The organism is Stutzerimonas kunmingensis (assembly GCF_900114065.1).
Classification (GTDB): Bacteria; Pseudomonadota; Gammaproteobacteria; order Pseudomonadales; family Pseudomonadaceae; genus Stutzerimonas; species Stutzerimonas kunmingensis.
In genome coordinates, this window is record NZ_FORS01000004.1 from 1 (window position 1) to 16,853 (window position 16,853).

Genomic DNA, 16,853 nt, shown 5'->3' on the forward strand with positions numbered 1-16,853 from the left:
GACTGATCTAGCCCCGGTTTTACGGACACCTCAAATGTGACTATACCGTCAGATAGGAAGGTGTCCCATGACAGACAAACGCGAGTACCAACGCTACAGCCCCGAATTCAAGCGAGAGGCAGTCCGTCAGCTGACCGACTCGGATAAGTCCTGCACGCAGCTTGCGCGTGAGCTAGGTATCCGGGTCAATCAGCTCTACAAGTGGAAGCAGCAGCTTGACCAGAAGCAGGGCCACGCGTTCCCGGGCTCTGGCCGCCAGGCTGAGCCAGAAAGCGAAGTGGCTCAGCTGAAGCGCGAAATGGAGCGATTACGTGAAGAGAACGAAATCCTAAAAAAGGCGGCTGCGTACTTCGCCAAGAGCCTCGTGTGAAGTACGCCTTCATTCGTGATCATGCTGCCCAGTATCCGATCCGCAGGCTTTGCCGAGCGGTTGGCGCTTCGCCAAGCGGGTACTACGCGTGGCGCAATCGAGCAGAGTCGCGGCGTTCGAAGGCAAACCGTATTTTGCTGGGCCAGATCGAGGCGGTTCATCGTGATAGTCGCCAAACGTATGGGCCGATACGTATTCACCGAGAGCTAACTAGTCAGGGGAACAGTGCAGGCCTCAATCGCATAGCTCGTTTGAAGCGAGAGGCCGGTCTCAGGACAAAGCAGACCTTGGTTTGGCAGCAGGCCGGTCGCGGGCGAACGTTTGAACATATCGTTGAGCATCGACTGCTGAGGCGCTTCTATGCGGATCGACCAAACGAGCGTTGGGTGGCGGACATTACGTTCATTCCGACCGCTCAAGGATGGCTGTACCTATCGGTGATCATGGATCTCTACTCTCGGCTGATAGTTGGCTGGGCAATGGATAAGAAGCCCAGCCAAGAGCTAGCAACGCTGGCACTGGAAATGAGCCTGGGCAGGCGTGCCAAGCCTGTTGGCCTGCTGCTCCATACCGATCAGGGCGTGCAGTACAGAACCGCTCGTTATCAGGCTCTGCTTGCTCAAAACGATATCCAGCCGAGCATGAGCCGTAAAGGTAATTGCCACGACAACGCAGCGATGGAGAGCTTTTTCCATACGCTCAAAACCGAGCATGTGCGGCATCAGAAATACCGAACCTTCGACGAGGCTCGGCAAAGCTTGTTCGACTACATCGAAGTGTTTTACAACCGACAGCGACGGCATTCGTATTTGGCGTATATGACGCCGTTCGAGTATGAACGCCTGCACGCTGTCTCTTAGGTCGGTGTCCGTGAAATCGGGGTCAGTTCAGACTGACCCCTTTCATCTCCGTCGCTGCCCAGTTGCAACCGGCGGACATGGCGCTGCTGGCCGGCAGCGGATTTCGCTGCGTCATCAACAACCGCCCGGACAACGAGGACGAAGGCCAGCCGTCCAGCGAGGCCATGCGCACCGCCGCCGAGGCATCCGGCCTCGAGTATCACCATCTACCGGTCGTATCCGGGCAGATCACTGATGCCGACGTCGCGGCCTTCCGAGCGCTACTGGCGCGGATCAAGGGGCCAGCACTGGCGTTCTGTCGCACCGGGACACGCTCGGCCTCGCTCTGGGCACTGGCCGAGGCCCATCACCTCGACCCGCAGGTGTTGCTGCAGACAGCTCAGCAAGCCAGTTACGACCTCAGCGGCCTGCTGCCACGCATGCAGGGTTACTGGCAGTCGACAACCGATCTGCCGCTGCCGGGCGCTTCGAACTTCGCCGTCACGCCGCGCTACGACGTGCTGGTGATTGGCGGCGGCGCAGCCGGCTGCGCCGTGACAGCCAGTTTGCTCAAGCGCGACCCCGAACTGCGCGTCGCAATCATCGAACCCCGTGAACAGCACTACTATCAGCCCGGCTGGACACTGGTAGGCGCCGGCGTGTTCGACCGCGCCGCCACGGAGCGCGCGATGAGTCGCTGCATTCCGTCCAAGGCGCAATGGATCCGCGCGGCTGCCGAAGCCTTCGAGCCGGAGCACCAGCAAGTGGTGCTCGAAGACGGCAGCCGCATCGGCTATCGGGCGCTGGTGGTCTGCCCGGGCCTGAGCCTCGACTGGGACGCCATCGAAGGCGCCCGCGACAGCCTCGGCAAGTTCGGCGTGACCTCGAATTACGCCTTCGAACTGGCGCCCTACACCTGGCAACTGGTGCAGAACCTGCGCGGCGGCAAGGCGCTATTCACCCAGCCACCCATGCCGATCAAGTGCGCCGGCGCACCGCAGAAGGCGATGTACCTGTCCTGCGATCACTGGCGCCAGCAAGGCGTGCTGAAGGATATCGAGGTCGACTTCTGTTCGGCTGGCGCGGTCCTGTTCGGCGTCGCAGACTTCGTGCCCGCGCTGATGCAGTACGTCGAGCGCTACGGCGCGCGGCTGAACTTCAACCACAATCTGGTGGCTGTCGACGGACCGGCGCGCAAGGCCTGGTTCAAGGTGACCGACAGCGCCGGGCAAAGTACCACGGTGGAGCGTGAGTTCGATTTGCTGCACATGGTGCCACCGCAGCACGCACCGGACTTCATTCGCCACAGCGCCCTGGCCAACGCCGACGGCTGGTTCGAGGCCGAGCACGAGACGCTTCGGCATCCGCGCTTCGGCAACGTCTTCAGCCTCGGCGATGTGTGTTCCGCGCCCAACGCCAAGACCGCAGCAGCGGTGCGCAAACAGGCACCGGTGGTCGCCGAAAACGTGCTGAGTGTGCTCAAGGGCAGCGGCCCGCGGGCGATCTACGATGGTTACGGCTCCTGCCCGCTGACCGTCGAGCACGGCAAGGTGATCCTCGCCGAGTTCGGCTATGGCGGAAAGCTGCTGCCGACGTTCCCGCTCGACCCGAAAGTGCCGCGCCGCCTGGCCTGGAAGCTGAAGACCCAATGGATGCCGTCGATCTACTTCGAGATGATGCTCAAGGGCCATGAATGGCTGGCCGAGCCGAAGCATCTGGACTTCGAACCGCGCCCGGCCGAGGCACCCGACGCTTGCGACTTCACCCAGGAGAAGAAGGGATGAAGCAGCGCTTGGCCCGCTACATGCCCATATTGGAGTGGGTCAGGCGCTATGATCGCGCGGCCGCGGCCAAGGACAGCCTGGCCGCGCTGATCGTAACGCTGATGCTGATCCCACAGAGCCTCGCCTACGCCATGCTCGCCGGCCTGCCGCCAGTGACCGGCCTGTACGCCAGCATGCTGCCGCTGATCGCCTATACCCTGTTCGGCACCAGTCGCACCCTGGCAGTCGGCCCGGTGGCAGTGGTATCGCTGATGACTGCGGCCGCCTTGGGCCCGTTGTTCGCCCCGGGTAGCGCGGAATATGCAGGCGCGGCCATGCTGCTGGCGCTGCTCTCCGGCGCGGTGCTGCTGCTCATGGCCATGCTGCGCCTGGGCTTTTTAGCGAATTTCCTCAGCCATCCGGTGATTTCCGGCTTCATCAGCGCTTCGGGCATCCTCATCGCTCTCGGCCAGCTCAAGCACATCCTCGGCATCTCAACCGGAGGTGAAAGCGCCGTGGAGCTGGTTCGGGGCCTGCTTGGAGCGCTGTCGCAAATGCATCTGCCGACGTTCATCGTCGGCACGACGAGCCTGCTATTTCTCTACCTTGTGCGCAGCCGCCTCTCCACTTGGCTGCAGCGTTTGGGTATGAGTCCGCATATCGCCGGCACGCTGAGCAAGATCGGGCCGGTCGCTGCCTTGCTGCTGGCGATAGCGGCGGTCAGCGTCTTTCAGCTCGCCGATGCCGGCGTGCGGGTAGTCGGTGCGGTGCCTGGCGGCCTACCCAGCATGAGGCTGCCGACGCTGGATATGACGCTAGCACTGCAACTGCTGCCTGCGGCGGTGCTGATCAGCCTGGTCGGCTTCGTCGAGTCGGTTTCCGTGGCGCAGACCCTGGCGGCCAAGCGCCGCGAACGCATCGAGCCTAACCAGGAACTGATCGCGCTTGGCGGCGCCAATGTCGCCGCGGCCCTCAGTGGTGGCTTTCCGGTAACCGGCGGCTTCGCCCGCTCGGTGGTCAACTTCGATGCTGGCGCACAGACGCCGCTGGCTGGTGCGCTGACCGCAGTGGGCATCGGCCTCACTGTGCTGCTGTTCACGCCACTGTTCCGCAATCTGCCACACGCGGTACTGGCCGCGACGATCATTGTCGCTGTGCTCAGCCTGGTGGACCTCTCCGCCCTGCGCCGCACCTGGCGCTACTCCCGACAGGACGCCGCGGCCATGGCTGCCACCATGCTCGGTGTGCTGCTGATCGGCGTGGAGAGCGGCATCCTGCTCGGTGTCGGCCTATCGCTGTTGCTGTTTCTCTGGCGCACCAGCCAGCCGCATATTGCCGTGGTCGGCCAGCTGCCGGGTAGCGAACATTTTCGCAACATCGAGCGCTTCGCCGTAATACAGAGCCCGAGGGTGCTCTCGGTGCGCGTCGACGAGAGCCTGTATTTCCCCAATGCGCGCTTCCTCGAAGACCGCGTCGCCGAGCTGATCGGGCGCTATCCGCAGGCCGAGCACCTGGTGCTGATGTGTCCAGGCGTGAACCTGATCGACGCCAGCGCCCTGGAGAGTCTTGAGGCCATCACGGCCCGCCTGCACACCGCAGGCATCCAGCTCCATCTTTCCGAGGTCAAGGGGCCGGTCATGGACCGATTACGGAACACTGATTTCATCGCTCATTTGGGCGGTCAGGTTTTCATCAGCCAGTACGAAGCGCTGCTCGCACTGGACCCGGACACCACCCACCATGCCCGTGAACGGCAGCGTGAATGTTTTGGCAACATCAAGGAGAACGCAGGATGAAGAACGCACATGACCTCGTCGAACTGGCCCGGGCCCACATACAGGAAGTCGCAGTCGCGGATGCCGACGCCGCGATCCAGGCAGCGGACGTGCTGATCGACGTGCGCGAGGCGGATGAGTTTCGTGAGGGCCATATCGCCGGCGCCCTCAACATTCCGCGGGGGCTGCTGGAGTTCAAGCTCAGCGGCACACCGGAACTCGCCGCGCGCGACATTAACATCGTGCTCTATTGCAAGACCAGCGGTCGCGCCGCACTGTCCGCAGCAGCGCTGCAGGACATGGGCTACCTGCATGTCCAGTCGATCGCCGGCGGGTTCGACGCCTGGCTCGGCGCGAACAAGCCCGTTGTGAAGCCGAGCCTGCTCAGTTTCGAATAGCCGGATAGCAGCGCGCTGACGAAAAAGGCCGACATCGATGTCGGCCTTTTTGCTGTGGAGCTTCGCAGACTTCAGGACTTGGAATCGCACGCCTTGCAAGTCTTGATACCGAGCAGCGTATACGCTGGGCAGAAACGGAAGATGCCAGTCGCCAGCGGCAACAGACCGATCCAGCCCCAGGCGCCGATCACGCCGCCCAGGCTCAGACCGATAAGCACCAAGCCGACAACGATGCGTAGTGCCCGATCAATGGTTCCAACGTTGGCTTTCATAAAGACCTCCCGGTCAGCAAGCGCGCCGGCGTTCCAGCGCAGAGAACAACAGCATTCCGCCAAGCATGGCGAGAACGAAAAGCACGACCTGCCAGTGCCCGCCGAGCAGCATGGCAACGGCCGGGCCCGGACAGATGCCGGCAATTCCCCAGCCCACCCCGAACAGCAGGCTGCCACCGATCAGCCGACCATCCAGCTCGCGCTTGGTCGGCAGCTGCATCGGCGCATCGAGTAAAGAGCGCTCGTGTTTCCTGGCCCAGGTGAAAGGCACCAGCGCCGTAGCGATGGCACCGATCATCACCAGCGCCAACGAGGGATCCCAGGCGCCCACCAGATCGAGGAAACCGATGACCTTGGCCGGGTTAGCCATTCCGGAAAGCAGCAGCCCCAGCCCGAATAGCAGACCAGCAGCAAACGAAGTCAACTTGCGCATGCTCAGCCCCCCAACAGATGACGTAGTACATAGACCGTGGCGAAGCCGGCGACCATGAATGCCACGGTAGCCAAGATGGAGCGAGGTGACAGTCGCGAGATCCCGCAGACCCCATGCCCACTGGTGCAACCGGAGCCGTAGCGAGTACCGACGCCGACCAACATCCCGGCCACCAGCAGACCGATCCAGCCGGACTGAAACTCCATCGCTGGCAGGGTGGCAAACAGCATCCACAGGAGCGGCGCGAGCAGGATGCCGAGCAGAAACAACAGTTTTTCGCTTCGCCCCTCGTCCGCCGTTTCCAGCAGGCTGGCAAGCAGCCCGCTGATCCCGGCGATTCGGCCATTGAGCAGGACGAACAAGCTGGCCGCGGCACCGATGAGGACACCACCAGCCAACGCCGTCCAGGGTGTGAAGTTGATCCAGTCGATGGTCATTGCTTGCCCCCTTCACAGAACAGCTGATAAAGCGTCGTGATCACCGCCAATGCTTCAGCGCTGCTGATCCGGTAGTAGACCTGCTTACCTTCGCGGCGCGTTGCAACAAGCCCCTCCCGGCGCAATACGGCGAGCTGCTGCGACAGCGTCGGCTGCTGAATGCCCAGCAGCTGTTCCAGCTCGGAGACGTTGCGCTCGCCCAGCGACAACTGGCAAAGCAGCAACAGGCGGTCAGGGTTGGCCAAAGCCTTCAGCAAAGCCCCCGCGGACGCCGCATTGGCGCGCAGTTGCTCGATATCCAGATCGGCAGTCATAGGTCAGCGATCAAACACTTAAGATGATGACAATATATTTTTTTATATATTGTTTGGCAAGCCCTGACCGAAAGAAGTTGGCCGCCAGCGGCGGCGTCGCTAGCATGCCCCTACCCGTATATGAGCCGCGCCCCTAATCGGAATCTTCGCAGGCTCTCCATCCAGTCATGTCGAGGTAGCCGCATGAATGACCAGACCCTCCCCGTGGAATCCGCAGAGATGCAGGCCCAGCAGCAGGCCATGCTGAAACGTTTAGCGAGAGTCGAGGGGCAGGTGCGCGGCATCCAGGCAATGATCAAGCGAGGCGAAGATTGCGAAGCCATCGCTCAGCAGTTTTCCGCTGCTCGTAGCGCGCTGGACAAAGCCTACCGACTGATGCTGACCTGCCTGATCGAAGAGGCGCTGCACGACCAGACGCAAGATACAGGCGAGACCCTGGAACGGGTGCGCAGCATCTTCACCAAATACACCTGAGGGAACGCCACCCGCCTTGAGCCTCCTCCGGCAGCCCGCCGCGCGATGCAGTAGGCTGGCCTGAGGTAGCGGACGGCGCCAGCGCATGGCAAGCCACGCAGGCGCTGGGCATAAAGATCAGCAAGAGCTGAGATCTGAAAGGGATCGACTGAAACGAAAAAAGCGACCCTGAGGTCGCTTTTTTCTTTCTTCGATCACCTTGAAAAGGCCACCGAAGAGAATTTGGAGCGGGAAACGAGACTCGAACTCGCGACCCCGACCTTGGCAAGGTCGTGCTCTACCAACTGAGCTATTCCCGCGTTGTCTACAACAAATATGGCGTCCCCTAGGGGACTCGAACCCCTGTTACCGCCGTGAAAGGGCGGTGTCCTAGGCCACTAGACGAAGGGGACGTTGCCCGGAAACCACAAGCTTCATTCCGGCTTGCCGCGCTCTGTTTGGTGCTTCACGCTGCAAGTGGCGCGCATTCTATGGAGGCCCTCGGGAGTCGTCAAGCATAGTTTTAAAAAAAATTTGAAGGCCATATCCGGGCAGCACGCAGAGCTATCGGCCACATCATCAAGCCACTACACTCAAGCGAAAAACCAGCGGCTCGAGAGGTGCAGTCAAGTGTCTCCATTAATGATCACTGGGTTGATCCTGGTCGGTGTGTTCCTGCTGGTCGGCATCGTCTACACCATTCAGATTGTCGAAAAAGGCAATCTGGAAAAGGCCCGCAAACGGGCTGACCTCACTGACCGCTGCCGCCGCTGCGCGGACCTGTCCGAAGGACTCCCGGGACAGATGATGACACCCGCGCTCAAGCTATTGCTGACCCGCCTCGAACTTGCGCTGAGCGAACGCTTGCGGCCGGTGGACAAGGGCAATGACAAACTGAGCGCGCGAATGCAGGCGCTGCAGGCCGAGCTGGCCAAGGGCGAAGCGATCGAGGTGCGCAATGCTCCGCGGCAGATCGTGACCGAAGCACAGGCCAAGGAAAGCCGCTTCATGCTCGAGGATCTCCACGCCCAGATCGTTCGCGCCACCAAGGACGGGCTGCTCGATCAAGCCGAAGCCAAACGCTGGGTGCAGGACATCCAACGCATGCTGGCTATCCTGCACGTCGAGTTCTTTACTGGCCTGGGCAAGCTTGCGCTGCAACAGAACCAGCCGCAACGCGCACGCCTGGCGTTCGAACGAGGCATTCAGCATATTCGCCGCCAACCTGCACCGGCGCCTTACCAGAGCCAGCTCAAACAGCTGGAAGCCCTCCTCGCACATGCCGAAGCTCTGGTGTTGAAAAACGAGGTGCCCAAGACAGACGAGCCCAATGAGCTCGCCGAAGGCATGAAGGCCTTCGATGACGAAGATCTCTGGAAGAAAAACAACGTCTATTGATAGCTCATCAGCCCTGATCTGCTACGGAGAAATTCCATGACCTTGACCGTGTATGGCGTCCCCCTCTCCCCGTTTGTGCGCAAGGTGCGACTGTGCCTCAGGCAGAAGGGGCTCGAGTATCAGCTGGAGACGGTCATGCCCTTCACCCCTCCGCAGTGGTACCTGGCCATCAATCCGCTCGGGCGCATCCCGGCACTCAAGGACGGCGACTGCACACTCGCCGACTCCAGCGTGATCTGCCAGTACCTCGACGAGGCCTATCCCGATACGCCGGCCCTTTACGCTAGCAACGCGCAGGAACGCGGGCGGGTCCGCTGGCTGGAAAAGTACGCCGACTACGAGTTGGCGCCACTGACCACCTTTACCGTTTTCCGCAACCGCATCCTCAAGCCGACCGCCGGTCAAGCCTGCAATGAAGAGGCGGTGCAGGCCGCGCTGCAGCAGAAGCTGCCGCCGCACTTCGATTATATGGAGCAGCAACTCGGCCAGCAGGAGTTCTTTGTCGACAACCAACTTTCGATGGCCGACATCGCCGTCGCCTGCCAACTCATCAACATGGGTCACGGTGGTGAGCAACTCGATGCACAACGCTGGCCAGGCCTGGCCGCACATCATGCACGCATGCTGGCACTGCCATCGGTCGCGGGCATCCTGCCGGACGAGCAGCGCATGAACGCCAAGCTCAAGGAAATGGGCAAGGCCGCTACCGCCTGAGTTCCGATCACGCCCACGGTGAGGTCACGCAGCAGGCCGCCTTGACGCGTTATCTCAGCAGATACGTTCAGCCTCGCGCTTCGAGCAGACGCTTTCCCACCCACTGCCGAGCGTACTGGTAGGCGCAGCGACCGTTGCGGTTGCCGCGCCCGGTTGCCCAACGAATCGCATCCTTCTCCAGGGCTTCGCTCCACTCCCAATCGAGGCTGGCCCGCCGCGCCAACGAATCGATCCAGTGGCGTACCACACTGAGGTAGTGCTGCTGGGTAAAGGGGTAGAACGACAGCCACAAACCGAAGCGGTCGGACAACGCGATCTTGTCTTCCACCGCTTCGTTCGGGTGCAGTTCGCCGTCGACCATCTGCCAGTTCTCGTTGTCACTCTGACGTTCCGGGACCAGGTGCCGGCGATTGGACGTGGCGTACAACAGCACGTTCTCCGGCGCGCGCTCCAGCGAGCCATCCAGCACACTCTTGAGCACGCGATAGTCGCCCTCTCCCGCCTCGAACGAGAGATCGTCACAGAACAGGACGAACGCCTGTCGTAACCCGGCCAACAGTTCGACAACGCGTGGCAGGTCCGCCAGATGGTCACGCTCGATTTCGATCAGACGCAGCCCGTCCGCGGCGTATTCGGCCAGCAACGCGCGAATCAGCGACGACTTGCCGGTGCCACGGGCGCCCCACAACAGCACGTGGTTGGCCGGCAATCCATCGACGAACTGGCGCGTGTTGGCGGACAGCAAATCGCGCTGGCGATCAATGCCGATCAAATCAGCCAGACTCAGATCCAGACTGACTTCCAGCGGTGCCAGAAAGCCGCTGCGAGCATCACGCTGCCAGCGCGCCGCAAAGGTACGATCCCAATCGATGACCGGTGGCTGGGCAGGTAGCAGCGGCTCGATACGCGCCAGCAGTCCCTCGGCACGCAGCAGGAAGGCTTTCAACTCGACATCCATGATGACTCCAGAGACGAAAAGGCCCGACTGGACCCGACCCGACAACAGACAATCAGGCAATCAGGCAATCAGGCAATCAGGCAATCAGGCAGGCGAAACGCAACCTCACTCAAGCAGCAGTCAAAGCAATGTTTCGATTTCCGCGGCCATTGCCTCCGGCGTGGTGCGAGAGGAAAAACGTCTCACCGTCTTGCCCTCGTCGGCTACAAGAAACTTGGTGAAATTCCACTTGATCGCCTTGCTACCCAGCAGACCTGGCGCGCGCTTCTTCAATTCAATGAACAGCGGATGAGCATCTCCACCGTTCACTTCGACCTTGGCAAACAGCGGGAAGGAGACGCCAAAGCGACGCTCGCAGAAAGCCGCAATTTCCTGCTCACCATCCGGTTCCTGACGACCAAACTGATTACAGGGAAATCCGAGCACCACTAATCCGCGCTCGCCGTAACGCTGCCACAACGCTTCCAGCCCCTTGTATTGCGGGGTGAAACCACACTGACTGGCCGTATTGACCACCAGCAGCACCTTTGCATCGAAATCCGCGAGCCTCTTCTGCTCGCCCTCGATGGTGACGCAGGGAATGTCCAGCAAAGGGTCGTGCATGCGAGGCTCCTTGCAACCGACGATGCTCAGGCTTCGCGCGGTTTCAGGTTGAGAGAGGCGGAATTGATGCAGTAGCGCAACCCGGTCGGCTGCGGGCCATCGGGAAAAACATGACCGAGGTGTGCATCGCAGCGTGCGCACCTGACCTCGATCCGGTGCATACCGTGACTGAAATCATCCAGGCTGGCGATAGCGGTATCACTGACCGGCTGGAAATAGCTGGGCCAGCCGCAGCCGGAATCGAACTTAGCATCCGCATCGAACAGTGGCGTGTCGCAGCAGGCGCAATGGTAGATGCCAAGTGTCTTCGTGTCGTTGTACTTACCCGTGAAGGGACGCTCGGTGGCGCCCAGCCGGCAGATCTGGAACTGCTCATCGGAGAGTTCCTCGCGCCAGACGTCGAGCGGTTTTTCCAGCTTGTCCATCGATACACTCCTCAGCTCAAAAAAGGCCGATCTGTACCTTTTCCGGTGGTCGGGGCGCACGTATCATGCGTCCCTCTTCGACGCCTAGTCTGGCAGCGGGGTTTCCGACTGCCAAGGCGCCCGGGTTCATGCCAAGCGCGGCCAGCCATTTCCGGAACTGGCGCGTTTTCACTTCGGGACACTCAGGATCATGCAGGTCAGCAAATCGAACAAGCTTGCCAATGTCTGTTACGACATCCGCGGGCCCGTGCTCAAGCACGCCAAACGCCTGGAAGAGGAAGGCCATCGCATCCTCAAGCTGAACATCGGCAACCCGGCGCCGTTCGGTTTCGAAGCACCGGAGGAAATCCTCCAGGACGTGATCCGCAACCTGCCCACTGCCCAGGGCTACAGCGACTCCAAAGGCCTGTTCAGCGCCCGCAAGGCGATCATGCAGTACTACCAGCAGAAGCAGGTTGAAGGCGTCGGCATCGAAGACATCTACCTCGGCAACGGTGTGTCCGAGCTGATCGTCATGTCCATGCAGGCATTGCTGAACAATGGCGATGAAGTGCTGATCCCTGCCCCGGATTACCCGCTATGGACCGCTGCGGTGAGCCTGGCCGGCGGCAAGCCGGTGCACTACCTTTGCGACGAGCAGGCCAACTGGTGGCCGGACCTGGCCGATATCAAGGCCAAGATCACGTCTAACACCAAGGCATTGGTGCTGATCAACCCGAACAATCCCACGGGCGCGGTCTACCCCAAGGAAGTGCTCGAAGGCATGGTCGAGCTGGCGCGCCAGCACAAGCTCGTTCTGTTCTCCGACGAAATCTACGACAAGATCCTCTACGACGACGCCGTACACATCTCCACCGCCTCGCTGGCGCCGGACGTGCTCTGCCTGACCTTCAACGGGCTGTCCAAATCCTACCGGGTTGCCGGCTTCCGTTCGGGCTGGGTGGCGATTTCCGGGCCGAAGCACAAGGCGCAGAGCTACATCGAAGGCCTGGATATCCTCGCCAACATGCGCCTGTGCGCCAACGTACCGTCGCAGCATGCGATTCAGACTGCACTGGGCGGCTACCAGAGCATCAATGACCTGGTATTACCGCCGGGCCGCCTGCTCGAGCAGCGTAACCGTACCTGGGAGCTGCTCAACGACATCCCGGGCATCAGCTGCGTCAAACCCATGGGCGCGCTGTATGCGTTCCCGCGCATTGACCCTAAGATCTGCCCGATCCACAACGACGAGAAGTTCGTGCTTGACCTGCTGCTTTCCGAGAAGCTGCTGATCGTTCAAGGCACTGCATTCAACTGGCCATGGCCGGATCATTTCCGCGTGGTCACCCTGCCCCGCGTCGACGATCTGGAGCAGGCCATTGGCCGCATCGGCAACTTCCTCAAGACCTACCACCAGTAAGCGATGGACCTGCAGATCGACGATTTCTACAAGGATGCGGCGGGCGGCCTGCTGATGCTCTATCAGGCCTTCCCACGCAAGGTCTCGCTGTATGTAGAAGATCTGATCGGCCGGGAAGAGCCGGATGAGTTCGGCCTTCCCTCCAAACGCCACCAGAGCTGCCTGGGTGCCCTGCTCTGGCTCGCCGAGGAGGGCTATCTGCGTTACGAGAGCACCATTCATTTCCAGGCGCTGGACCAGGCGGTGCTTACCGAAAAAGGCTTCGTGCGCCTGTCACGAGCGGTGCCTGGACAGGTCGCCGACGACCTCAGCCTCCCTCCCAGCGTGCTGCGCATTCAGGCCAGCCTCGCCCATCAGCTTCGCGAGGCATTGAAGCGCGCGAACAGCGAGCGCATCGCTCAGCTAGCCCGATTGATGTTCGAAAGCCAGTCCGGCGCGCCACTGCATCCCAGCCTCCATGGGCAAGCGACATAGCTTGAAATAGTCGCCCGGTTGAATAGCTCAAGGGCGCACCTTATATAGCCTATCGTTCTTCAATTCCTACCCTGGAGTCTGCCGCAACATGATGCGCATTTTCTTGTTCCTGGCCACCAACCTTGCGGTACTGGTCATCGCCAGCATCACCCTGAAGCTGCTCGGGGTCGATCGCTATACCGGCCAGAACTACGGCAGCCTGCTGGTCTTCTGTGCGGTTTTCGGCTTCGCGGGCTCGCTCATTTCGCTTTTCATATCCAAATGGATGGCGAAGATGAGTACGCGTACGGAGATCATCAGCCAGCCGCGCACCCGTCACGAGCAGTGGCTGCTGCAGACAGTCGAGCAACTGTCGCGCGACGCCGGCATCAAGATGCCCGAAGTCGGCATTTTCCCGGCCTACGAGGCCAACGCCTTTGCCACCGGCTGGAACCGCAACGACGCACTGGTGGCGGTCAGCCAGGGGCTGCTCGAGCGCTTCTCGCCGGATGAGGTGAAAGCGGTGCTTGCCCACGAGATCGGCCACGTGGCCAACGGCGACATGGTGACCCTGGCGCTGATCCAGGGTGTGGTAAACACATTCGTCATGTTCTTCGCACGTATCTTCGGCAACTTCGTCGACAAGGCGATCCTGAAAAACGAGGACGGCCACGGCATCGGCTACTTCGTCGCGACGATCTTTGCCGAACTGGTACTGGGCCTGCTCGCCAGCATTATCGTCATGTGGTTCTCGCGCAAACGCGAGTACCGTGCCGACGAGGCCGGTGCCCAACTGGCCGGCACCAGCGCCATGATTGGCGCCCTGCAGCGCCTGCGTGCCGAACAGGGCATGCCGGTTCACATGCCCGACACGCTCAAGGCATTCGGCATCAACGGTTCGCTGAAGCATGGCCTCGCCGGGCTGTTCATGACCCACCCGCCACTGGAAGACCGCATCGAAGCGCTGCGCCAGCGCGGCTAATTGCACTGAACGCAACAGGGGCGACGCAAGTCGCCCTTTTCTTTTGTCTATGCAGACTCAACCCGCATACAAGGAATCGCCATGCGTCGTTTCATATTCGCCTGCTTCGCGCTGCTCGCGCTCGGCGGCTGTCAGAGTGCCTACTATTCAGCGATGGAGAAGGCCGGTATCCATAAGCGCGATATCCTGGTCGATCGTGTGGAGGAGTCGCGTGACGCGCAGCAGGAAGCCAAACAGCAGTTCAAGGATGCTTTGGAGCGCTATCGCAGCGTCGTCGAGGTCAAGGGCGGCGATCTGGAGAAGCGTTACGACGCACTCAACGAAGAGTACGAAGCCAGCGTAGCGAGTGCGCGTGACGTCCGCGCCCGCATCGAAGCGGTCGAAGACGTGGCCGACGCGCTGTTCAGGGAATGGGAAAGCGAACTCAAACAATACAGCAACGCCAGCCTGAAAGCCGCCAGCGCCAAAGAACTCAACCGCACCCGCGCCGAATACCGAACGCTGATCCAGCGGATGAAAGCGGCGGAGAAACGCATCGACCCGGTGCTCAGCGTTCTGCGCGATCAGGTGCTGTTTCTCAAGCACAACCTCAATGCTCGCGCGATAAGCGCCTTGCACGGGGAATACCGCACGCTGCAGGGCAACGTCGACCAGCTGATGGCTGACATGCAGCGCGCCATCGACGAGGCCGACACGTTCATCCGCCGCTTACAGGCCGACGGCTGATCGCTGCAGCATTACAAGCGGCGGGTCAGACCCGCCGTTGCAGCCAATGGAAGTGCTCCTCGAGCCGCGTCAGACCGCGCTCGCGCATCCGCGGATTACGCTCCAGCACTTCCTTGGCTTCCAGCAGTTCCACGCTCCACTCAGCGGCGTACAGGTCGCGCACCTCGCTCGTACCCACCGCGAAGGGCGGGCCTTCCATCTCTGCCTGGTCATAATCCAGCGTAACCAGAAGCTGCTGACAGCCGGCCGGGAGGATGCTCGACATCAGTGCCGCGTACCGCTGACGCATCGCGTGCGGCAATGCGATCAAGGCGGCGCGATCATAGACCGCCTGGCACCCGAGGACATCGGCCGCACTGAGCGCGAAAAAGTCGCCGCAACGGATCTCCAGGGTATCGGAGCGATAGACCTTGAACGGCCCACACTGGGAAATTTCAGCTTCGAGCTGCTGCTCGGAAAAAAATGCTTCTACAGCCTTCTCACTCAGCTCCACCCCCACGACATTGAACCCTTGCCCAGCCAGCCAGGCCAGATCCAGACTCTTGCCGCACAACGGCACCAGCACCGTCGCACCATCAGGCAACGCCAGTCGCGGCCAGTGGCGACGCATGCCGGGATGAACATCGTCAAGGTGGAAACCAATCTCGTTGCGAGCCCAGCGCTCCTGCCAGAAGTCTTTGTGCACCTGGAAATCTCCATAATGAGGATGGCAGCAGCTTATCAGAGCGAGGTTGAGGGGAGCGCGCTCAGCCCGCGTAGAGCGATGCCTCGACATCCATCCCGGCGTCGCGCATCTGCGCCAGCTTGTAACGCAGGGTGCGCGCACTGATGCCCAGGCGATCAGCCGTCTCCTTGCGCCGTCCACGTTCGGCACGCAGGGTATCGATGATCAACTGGAACTCGCGGCGGCGCAGATCATCCCCCAGTCCCGAACAGGCCCCCGCCTCCCCTGCAGCGCCCTCGCACGGTTGTGCCGCGCTGCTGGCGACAGGCAAGCTGGTGACACCGCCCACACCCGCCAGGCACAGATCCTGCGGCTGGATCACGCCGCTCTGCTGAAGAATCAACGCTCGCTGTATCGCGTTGTCCAGTTCGCGCACGTTGCCCGGCCACGCGTGCGCCACCAGGCAGCGCTGCGCCTCGGCCGAAAGCCGCGCAGGCGCCTGGCGCATCTTCCTGGCGTGGCTGACCAACAGGCGTTCGGCCAGCGGCAGAATATCGGCCGGGCGCTGCCTCAGCGGCGACCACGCCAGTGGGAAGACCGAAAGACGGTAATAGAGGTCCTCACGGAAGCGACCCGCCGCTACCTCGCCAGCGAGATCACGGTTGGTGGTGGCGAGCACACGAATATCCAGAGCGATAGGCTTCCGCCCACCGACCCGCTCGACCTCTCGCTCCTGCAGCACACGTAGCAGTTTCGCCTGCAACCCCAACGGCATCTCGGATATCTCGTCGAGCAGTAAAGTACCGCCGTCGGCCTGCTCGAACTTGCCAGGCTGACTGGCAATCGCGCCGGTGAAAGCGCCCTTCTCATGCCCGAACAGGGTTGCTTCGAGCATGTTGTCCGGAATGGCAGCGCAATTGATGGCGATAAATGGCTTGCCGTGCCTCGGTGACTGCTGGTGGATATAGCGCGCCAGCACCTCTTTGCCAGTGCCTGACTCACCGGAGATCAGTACAGTGGAGTCACTTTGCGCCACCCGCCGGGCAAGAGCCAGCAGCTGCTGGCTGGACGGCTCGAGCGCCACCGGCCCTTCTGCCTCGGTAGCAGCGATGCCGTTCACATGACGCCCCAAGAGCTCAAGCAATGTGCCTGGCTCGAACGGCTTGACCAGATAATCGACAGCGCCCTGGCGCATCGCATCCACCGCCCTCGTTACCGCGCCAAAGGCGGTCATCAGCAGCACGGGCACCTGCGGGTAGCGTTGCCTAACCAGCGCGAGCAGTTCGTGGCCATCCATGCCGGGCATGTTCACGTCACTGATGACCAGGCCGAATGACTCTTCCTGCAGCGCACACAAGGCCGCTTCGGCGCAATCGACGGCACGGTACTCGTAGCCCCCAAGCTGCAGCGTGATGCCCAGGGCTTCGCGCAGGGCGTGATCGTCTTCGACGAGAAGTATCGTGGCGGCCATACA

General features: G+C 61.5%; 21 protein-coding genes and 2 tRNA genes. 12 read left to right on the forward strand and 11 right to left on the reverse strand.

The features are described from left to right. Positions 1–67 precede the first annotated feature (67 nt). From BM275_RS10940 to BM275_RS10960, 5 genes are read left to right on the forward strand one after another with little or no spacing between them, the layout of a single operon-like run. On the forward strand, positions 68–370 hold the full coding sequence (locus tag BM275_RS10940; protein WP_042922387.1) for a transposase: 303 nt from the start codon (positions 68–70) through the stop codon (positions 368–370). After that, a complete protein-coding gene (locus tag BM275_RS10945; protein ID WP_043220498.1) occupies positions 367–1,230 on the forward strand; it encodes an IS3 family transposase in 864 nt (287 codons plus the stop codon). Before BM275_RS10940 ends, BM275_RS10945 begins: the two co-directional genes overlap by 4 nt. Positions 1,231–1,262: 32 nt before the next feature. After that, positions 1,263–2,993, forward strand: coding sequence for a bifunctional protein tyrosine phosphatase family protein/NAD(P)/FAD-dependent oxidoreductase (locus BM275_RS10950; protein ID WP_090521191.1), 1,731 nt, complete (start codon positions 1,263–1,265; stop codon positions 2,991–2,993). Continuing rightward, positions 2,990–4,768, forward strand: coding sequence for a SulP family inorganic anion transporter (locus tag BM275_RS10955; protein WP_090521193.1), 1,779 nt, complete (start codon positions 2,990–2,992; stop codon positions 4,766–4,768). Before BM275_RS10950 ends, BM275_RS10955 begins: the two co-directional genes overlap by 4 nt. Beyond that, a complete protein-coding gene (locus BM275_RS10960) occupies positions 4,765–5,145 on the forward strand; it encodes a rhodanese-like domain-containing protein (protein ID WP_090521195.1) in 381 nt (126 codons plus the stop codon). The genes BM275_RS10955 and BM275_RS10960 overlap by 4 nt, the downstream gene beginning before the upstream one ends. 71 nt (positions 5,146–5,216) lie before the next feature. On the opposite strand, the gene BM275_RS10965 is transcribed toward BM275_RS10960, so the two are convergent. Genes BM275_RS10965 through BM275_RS10980 form a run of 4 tightly spaced genes read right to left on the reverse strand, consistent with a single transcriptional unit; the run spans position 5,217 to position 6,601 of the window. Beyond that, the gene (locus BM275_RS10965; protein ID WP_045665527.1) at positions 5,217–5,417 is read right to left on the reverse strand and encodes a YgaP family membrane protein; all 201 of its coding nucleotides are present in this window, start codon (positions 5,415–5,417) and stop codon (positions 5,217–5,219) included. A 13-nt stretch (positions 5,418–5,430) separates the two neighbouring features. After that, complete coding sequence (locus BM275_RS10970; RefSeq protein ID WP_090521197.1) at positions 5,431–5,850, reverse strand: YeeE/YedE family protein; 420 nt, start codon at positions 5,848–5,850, stop codon at positions 5,431–5,433. A gap of 2 nt (positions 5,851–5,852) precedes the next feature. Then, positions 5,853–6,287: a YeeE/YedE family protein gene (locus BM275_RS10975; protein WP_090521198.1), complete on the reverse strand. Its 435-nt coding sequence runs from the start codon at positions 6,285–6,287 to the stop codon at positions 5,853–5,855. Further along, positions 6,284–6,601 (reverse strand): ArsR/SmtB family transcription factor, encoded by a 318-nt coding sequence (locus tag BM275_RS10980; RefSeq protein WP_003299535.1) that lies wholly within the window; start codon positions 6,599–6,601, stop codon positions 6,284–6,286. The genes BM275_RS10975 and BM275_RS10980 overlap by 4 nt, the downstream gene beginning before the upstream one ends. Positions 6,602–6,784: 183 nt before the next feature. Between BM275_RS10980 and BM275_RS10985 the strand changes: the two genes are divergently transcribed. Then, positions 6,785–7,075 carry a metal-sensing transcriptional repressor gene (locus BM275_RS10985; protein WP_014820817.1) on the forward strand — a complete coding sequence of 97 codons (291 nt, stop codon included), beginning with the start codon at positions 6,785–6,787 and terminating at the stop codon, positions 7,073–7,075. Between the two features lie 223 nt (positions 7,076–7,298). On the opposite strand, the gene BM275_RS10990 is transcribed toward BM275_RS10985, so the two are convergent. Continuing rightward, a tRNA-Gly gene (locus BM275_RS10990) sits at positions 7,299–7,374 on the reverse strand. A 17-nt stretch (positions 7,375–7,391) separates the two neighbouring features. Then, positions 7,392–7,467: transfer RNA gene (locus tag BM275_RS10995), tRNA-Glu, on the reverse strand. A gap of 229 nt (positions 7,468–7,696) precedes the next feature. Between BM275_RS10995 and BM275_RS11000 the strand changes: the two genes are divergently transcribed. Both BM275_RS11000 and BM275_RS11005 read left to right on the forward strand, forming a co-directional pair. Further along, the gene (locus BM275_RS11000; RefSeq protein ID WP_090521199.1) at positions 7,697–8,452 is read left to right on the forward strand and encodes a hypothetical protein; all 756 of its coding nucleotides are present in this window, start codon (positions 7,697–7,699) and stop codon (positions 8,450–8,452) included. Between the two features lie 36 nt (positions 8,453–8,488). Next, positions 8,489–9,166: a glutathione S-transferase family protein gene (locus BM275_RS11005; RefSeq protein ID WP_090521200.1), complete on the forward strand. Its 678-nt coding sequence runs from the start codon at positions 8,489–8,491 to the stop codon at positions 9,164–9,166. A gap of 67 nt (positions 9,167–9,233) precedes the next feature. Here the strand turns inward: BM275_RS11005 and BM275_RS11010 are convergent, their stop codons facing one another. From BM275_RS11010 to msrB, 3 genes are all read right to left on the reverse strand, one after another. Beyond that, a complete protein-coding gene (locus BM275_RS11010) occupies positions 9,234–10,124 on the reverse strand; it encodes an ATP-binding protein (protein WP_090521201.1) in 891 nt (296 codons plus the stop codon). A 120-nt stretch (positions 10,125–10,244) separates the two neighbouring features. Further along, a complete protein-coding gene (locus tag BM275_RS11015; protein ID WP_090521202.1) occupies positions 10,245–10,727 on the reverse strand; it encodes a glutathione peroxidase in 483 nt (160 codons plus the stop codon). A 26-nt stretch (positions 10,728–10,753) separates the two neighbouring features. After that, positions 10,754–11,152, reverse strand: coding sequence for a peptide-methionine (R)-S-oxide reductase MsrB (gene msrB, locus BM275_RS11020; protein WP_041014430.1), 399 nt, complete (start codon positions 11,150–11,152; stop codon positions 10,754–10,756). A 190-nt stretch (positions 11,153–11,342) separates the two neighbouring features. On the opposite strand from msrB, the gene BM275_RS11025 reads away from it, so the two are divergent. From BM275_RS11025 to BM275_RS11040, 4 genes are all read left to right on the forward strand, one after another. Continuing rightward, positions 11,343–12,554 carry a pyridoxal phosphate-dependent aminotransferase gene (locus BM275_RS11025; protein WP_041014431.1) on the forward strand — a complete coding sequence of 404 codons (1,212 nt, stop codon included), beginning with the start codon at positions 11,343–11,345 and terminating at the stop codon, positions 12,552–12,554. Positions 12,555–12,557: 3 nt separating this feature from the next. Beyond that, entirely contained in the window at positions 12,558–13,028 is a 471-nt protein-coding gene (locus BM275_RS11030; RefSeq protein WP_090521203.1) for a hypothetical protein, read from the forward strand. 88 nt (positions 13,029–13,116) lie between these two features. After that, positions 13,117–13,989 carry a protease HtpX gene (gene htpX / locus BM275_RS11035; protein ID WP_003299548.1) on the forward strand — a complete coding sequence of 291 codons (873 nt, stop codon included), beginning with the start codon at positions 13,117–13,119 and terminating at the stop codon, positions 13,987–13,989. Between the two features lie 81 nt (positions 13,990–14,070). Further along, on the forward strand, positions 14,071–14,715 hold the full coding sequence (locus tag BM275_RS11040) for a DUF2959 domain-containing protein (protein ID WP_041014433.1): 645 nt from the start codon (positions 14,071–14,073) through the stop codon (positions 14,713–14,715). 25 nt (positions 14,716–14,740) lie between these two features. On the opposite strand, the gene BM275_RS11045 is transcribed toward BM275_RS11040, so the two are convergent. Both BM275_RS11045 and BM275_RS11050 read right to left on the reverse strand, forming a co-directional pair. Further along, positions 14,741–15,400: a thiopurine S-methyltransferase gene (locus BM275_RS11045; protein WP_090521204.1), complete on the reverse strand. Its 660-nt coding sequence runs from the start codon at positions 15,398–15,400 to the stop codon at positions 14,741–14,743. A gap of 61 nt (positions 15,401–15,461) precedes the next feature. Further along, entirely contained in the window at positions 15,462–16,850 is a 1,389-nt protein-coding gene (locus BM275_RS11050; RefSeq protein ID WP_090521205.1) for a sigma-54-dependent transcriptional regulator, read from the reverse strand. Positions 16,851–16,853: the final 3 nt, after the last annotated feature.

Excerpts from the sequence above, each read along its gene's own strand:
- BM275_RS10940 (WP_042922387.1), top strand. The coding sequence starts at position 68 with ATGACAGACAAACGCGAGTACCAACGCTACAGCCCCGAATTCAAGCGA.
- BM275_RS10955 (WP_090521193.1), top strand. The coding sequence starts at position 2,990 with ATGAAGCAGCGCTTGGCCCGCTACATGCCCATATTGGAGTGGGTCAGG.
- BM275_RS10960 (WP_090521195.1), top strand. The coding sequence starts at position 4,765 with ATGAAGAACGCACATGACCTCGTCGAACTGGCCCGGGCCCACATACAG.
- BM275_RS10965 (WP_045665527.1), bottom strand. The coding sequence starts at position 5,417 with ATGAAAGCCAACGTTGGAACCATTGATCGGGCACTACGCATCGTTGTC.
- BM275_RS10970 (WP_090521197.1), bottom strand. The coding sequence starts at position 5,850 with ATGCGCAAGTTGACTTCGTTTGCTGCTGGTCTGCTATTCGGGCTGGGG.
- BM275_RS10975 (WP_090521198.1), bottom strand. The coding sequence starts at position 6,287 with ATGACCATCGACTGGATCAACTTCACACCCTGGACGGCGTTGGCTGGT.
- BM275_RS10980 (WP_003299535.1), bottom strand. The coding sequence starts at position 6,601 with ATGACTGCCGATCTGGATATCGAGCAACTGCGCGCCAATGCGGCGTCC.
- BM275_RS10985 (WP_014820817.1), top strand. The coding sequence starts at position 6,785 with ATGAATGACCAGACCCTCCCCGTGGAATCCGCAGAGATGCAGGCCCAG.
- BM275_RS11000 (WP_090521199.1), top strand. The coding sequence starts at position 7,697 with ATGATCACTGGGTTGATCCTGGTCGGTGTGTTCCTGCTGGTCGGCATC.
- BM275_RS11005 (WP_090521200.1), top strand. The coding sequence starts at position 8,489 with ATGACCTTGACCGTGTATGGCGTCCCCCTCTCCCCGTTTGTGCGCAAG.
- BM275_RS11010 (WP_090521201.1), bottom strand. The coding sequence starts at position 10,124 with ATGGATGTCGAGTTGAAAGCCTTCCTGCTGCGTGCCGAGGGACTGCTG.
- BM275_RS11015 (WP_090521202.1), bottom strand. The coding sequence starts at position 10,727 with ATGCACGACCCTTTGCTGGACATTCCCTGCGTCACCATCGAGGGCGAG.
- msrB (WP_041014430.1), bottom strand. The coding sequence starts at position 11,152 with ATGGACAAGCTGGAAAAACCGCTCGACGTCTGGCGCGAGGAACTCTCC.
- BM275_RS11025 (WP_041014431.1), top strand. The coding sequence starts at position 11,343 with ATGCAGGTCAGCAAATCGAACAAGCTTGCCAATGTCTGTTACGACATC.
- BM275_RS11030 (WP_090521203.1), top strand. The coding sequence starts at position 12,558 with ATGGACCTGCAGATCGACGATTTCTACAAGGATGCGGCGGGCGGCCTG.
- htpX (WP_003299548.1), top strand. The coding sequence starts at position 13,117 with ATGATGCGCATTTTCTTGTTCCTGGCCACCAACCTTGCGGTACTGGTC.
- BM275_RS11040 (WP_041014433.1), top strand. The coding sequence starts at position 14,071 with ATGCGTCGTTTCATATTCGCCTGCTTCGCGCTGCTCGCGCTCGGCGGC.
- BM275_RS11050 (WP_090521205.1), bottom strand. The coding sequence starts at position 16,850 with ATGGCCGCCACGATACTTCTCGTCGAAGACGATCACGCCCTGCGCGAA.